The sequence below is a fragment of the Methylobacterium sp. WL64 genome (genome assembly GCF_008039945.1).
Taxonomy (GTDB): Bacteria; Pseudomonadota; Alphaproteobacteria; order Rhizobiales; family Beijerinckiaceae; genus Methylobacterium.
Genome location: NZ_VRVA01000258.1, coordinates 1 through 2,499 on the forward strand (window position 1 = coordinate 1; position 2,499 = coordinate 2,499).

General features: G+C 71.3%; 2 protein-coding genes. One reads left to right on the plus strand and one right to left on the minus strand.

All coding sequences use genetic code 11. From position 1 onward, the window contains the following. Window positions 1-156 precede the first annotated feature (156 nt). Window positions 157-1,545: an FAD-binding oxidoreductase gene (locus FV242_RS33595; protein WP_187278681.1), complete on the plus strand. Its 1,389-nt coding sequence runs from the start codon at window positions 157-159 to the stop codon at window positions 1,543-1,545. Window positions 1,546-1,644: 99 nt separating this feature from the next. On the opposite strand, the gene FV242_RS33600 is transcribed toward FV242_RS33595, so the two are convergent. Then, the coding region (locus FV242_RS33600; protein ID WP_147941979.1) for an oligopeptide/dipeptide ABC transporter ATP-binding protein at window positions 1,645-2,499 on the minus strand (855 nt) is incomplete at its 5' end.

Here is a 2,499-nt window from a genome sequence, read left to right on the forward strand (position 1 = left end):
GCCACGTCGGAATGGCTGTTCACCGGCACCCGGGCCGATGGCGGCCGGGTCGCCGTGGAGGGGGTCGACCTGTTCGTGTTCGAGGGAAGGCTGATCGCCCGCAAGAGCGCCTTCCGCAAGGACCGCCCGGTCCAGGCGGCCTGAGGGAGGCGGACCGTGAGCCTGACCCCCGATCCCGTGCCACGCCCGACCGGCGCGCCCTACGATCCGACCTACGATCCCCTGACCAGCGCGACCCCTGGCACGAACCGCGCCTACGCGCCGACCTACTGGGTGGCCACCGCCGGCCCTCCGCCGGAGGATGACGGCCCGATCACGGGCGACGTCGATGCCGACGTGGTGATCGTCGGCTCGGGCCTCACCGGCCTGTCCTGCGCCCTCAGCCTCGCCCGCGATCACGGCATCAAAGCCACCGTGCTGGAGGCCAACCGGGTTGCGTGGGGCTGCAGCACCCGCAACGGGGGCCAGGGCCAGAACGCGTCGGGCCGGCTCAGCCGCTCGCAATGGATCGCCCGCTACGGTCGGGAGACCGCGCTCCGGCTCCACGCCGAGATCCAGGACGGGTTCTCATACTTCTCCGACCTCGTCCGCGAATTCGACCCCGATCCGCAGCCTGGCGGCCACATCTACGTCGCCCATCGGGCGCGCACCTTCGCCAAGCTGGCAGCCGAATGCGAGGTCGCCAACGCGGTGTTCGGGTATCGCACCCGGATGCTCGGCCCGGACGAGTTGCGGCGCGACTGGCTCGACGAGGCCGGGGCGGTCGGTGCACTCCATGAGCCGTTGGGTATCGGCATCCACCCGGCGAAGTTCGCCTTCGGGTATCTCCGGGCCGCGCGGGCGGCGGGCGCGCGGATCCACCCCGCCAGCCCGGTGCTCGGGATCGACCGCGACGGCGCCGGATTCCGGGTGCGCACACCCCACGGAACCGTTCGGGCCCGTGCAGTCGCGATCGCCACGGGGGGCTACACCAGCCAGGGACTGCACCCGCGCCTGCGCAGCCGGATCATGCCGATCCTGTCCAATTCCCTGGTCACCCGCCCGCTGACGCAGGACGAGATCGCCGCGACGTTGCGGACCACCACCTTCGTCACGGACACCCGCACCCTGCGCTTCTACTACCGCCGGCTACCCGACAACCGGGTCCAGATCGGCAGCCGCAGCGCCATCACCGGGGCGGACGCGACCAACCCGCGCCACCTCCGCCTCCTGGTCGATGGCCTGCACCAGAAATTCCCGGCGCTCGAAGGCATTGCGATCGACTATTCCTGGTGGGGCTGGGTCGATGTCAGCCACGACATGATGCCCCGGATCGTTCAGCCGGAGCCGGACCAGCCGCTGTTCTACGCCCTGGGCTATGGCGGCAACGGCGTCTCGTTCTCCGCTCAGGCTGGCCGCCGGCTCGCCGGGCTGGTGGCAGGTCGCAAGCTCGCGGGTCTGCCGATCTTCGAGGGATCCTTGCCGAGCCACCCCTTCGCGCCGTTCCGGCGTCTCGGGCAGCGGATGCTGTATCGCTGGTACCACCACCGCGACGAGGCGGCCTGACCCGGCTGTCTGCGGGAACGAATAACCCGGCCCTCTTCGGATGGGCCGCCCGGTCGGTTCGGGGCGGCCCTTGTCATGTCGGGAGGTACCGCCGGATGGTCAGGCAGCCTGTGCCTGATCGAAGTTCGGCGCCTCGATCTCGCCGACACGGTGACAGGCGACGTAGTGACCGTGGCCCGTCGCGAGCAGGGCCGGATCCTCGGCCCTGCACCGCTCGACCGCGAACGGACAGCGCCCGGCGAACCGGCAGCCCGCGGGCGGATCGATCGGGCTCGGCGGCTCGCCGCGCACGAGGTAGCGGGCCTTCAGGGCCTCCCGTGCCGGACCGGCCGGCACCGCCGCCGAGATCAGCGACCAGCTATAGGGGTGGCGCGGGGCGGAGAAGAATGTCCGCGTCGGCGCCTGCTCGACGATCCGGCCGAGATACATCACCGCGACCTCGTCGCAGAGGTGCTGCACCACGCCGAGATCGTGCGAGATGAAGATGTAGGCGAGCCCTCGCTCGGCCTGGAGCCTGGCCAGGAGGTTGAGGATCTGCGCCTGGATGGCGACGTCGAGGGCCGAGACCGCCTCGTCGCAGACGATGATGTCGGGCTCGGTCGCCAGGGCCCGGGCGATGCACAGGCGCTGGCGTTGCCCCCCCGAGAACTGATGCGGGAACAGGCTTTTGGCCTCCGGTGGCAGGCCCACCGCAGCGAACAGCGCGTCGAGCCGCGCCGCGGCCTGCTTGCGCGACAGCCCCTCCAGCAGCCGGAGCGGCTCGGCCACGAGGTCGCCGGCACAGCGGCGGGGATCGAGCGACGCGAACGGGTCCTGGAACACCATCTGGATGTGGCGGCGCGCCTGCCGCAACCGGGCGCCCCGGAGGCCGAGGATGTCCTCGCCGTCGAGGACGACGTGGCCGGCGGTCGCCGGAACGAGGCGCATGATGCCCTGCGCTGTGGTGGATTTGCC